A 1,059-nucleotide genomic window follows, 5' to 3' on the forward strand; every position below is an offset into this window, starting at 1 on the left:
AGGCGTACGTGCCGCCGGGCCGGACGCTGGTGCCGGTGCCGCCGGTGACCGGGGCGGCGGTCAGCCCGGCCATGTTCTGGTCGGCGCGCACCGGCCTGGCCTTCGACGCGCCTGGCGGCTACTTCATCGGTCCGCGTTCGGCCACCGACCCGACGGCCCGCTGGGGCGCGCCGGACCGGCCCACCTCGCTGCTGCTGCGCCGGGCCGCGGAGACCGGCCAGGTGCCCCCGGTCGGCGACGTGGAGCGCCGGCAGGCGGTCGAGGACCTGCGGCACTGGCGGGCGGCGGCGCTGGTGCAGGCCGACTCGTCGCCGGGCGACCCGGTGCGCGCCACCGTGGACGCCCTGGTCGGCCCGGGCCGGGACGTGCCCGGCGGGCACCTGTGGGACGTCCGCCCCCTGCTCGGCTGACGCCCCTGGGTGTAAGGAGGGGCCCCCTTTTAACACGGCGTGTTAAGAGGGGGCCCCTCCTCTACCGAATACGTTAAGAAGGGGCCCTTCCTTACACGCGGTCGCGCACGTCCCACAGCCAGACGTCGTCGACCCGTTGCGCGGGGCCGAGCAGCGCGGTCATCAGGTCGCGCAGCACCGCCTCGCGCGGGTTCGCGCCGAGCACCACCACCGACGCCCGCCAGAAGCGCAGGTCCTCGACGGCCTGCCGGCGGTTCTCCTCGGTGATCTCCGGGACCCGGTCGGCGTCCATGGTGGAGTAGATGAGCGTGCTGGTGGGGCGGTTCGGGGCGCCGAAGACGCCTTCGCCCCGCTCGTTCGGGCCGATGAAGTAGCCGCCCGGGATCGGGAACTCCTGCCCGGTCAGCGCGCTCCACCGCAGCGTCGGCAGTCCGTGCACGTTGCTCGGGATCGGCACCGGCACCAGCGTCCGGCCGTCCGGCACGTAGGGACGCCAGCCGCCCGAGGTGACGAAGTGCGGCGGCGGGTCGATCTGCTGCGCCGGCAGCGGGCGCGGGAACAGCGGCAGCAGGGCGGCCGCGATCGCGGCGCACCCGGCCAGGCGCAGCACGCGTTGCCGCCGGGACCCGGCGTCCGGCGCGGTCTCGCC

Annotated in this window: 2 pseudogenes; one reads left to right on the plus strand and one right to left on the minus strand. The window is 75.7% G+C overall.

Annotated features, from left to right (window positions below):
• A pseudogene (locus HUW36_RS33355) lies at nt 1-410 on the plus strand (hypothetical protein); the annotation flags it as partial.
• 91 nt (nt 411-501) lie between these two features.
• On the opposite strand, the pseudogene HUW36_RS33360 reads toward HUW36_RS33355, so the two are convergent.
• Nucleotides 502-1,059: pseudogene (locus HUW36_RS33360) on the minus strand (hypothetical protein); the annotation flags it as partial.

It is taken from the genome of Micromonospora maritima (assembly GCF_902825405.1).
In the GTDB taxonomy this organism is placed as follows: domain Bacteria; phylum Actinomycetota; class Actinomycetes; order Mycobacteriales; family Micromonosporaceae; genus Micromonospora; species Micromonospora maritima.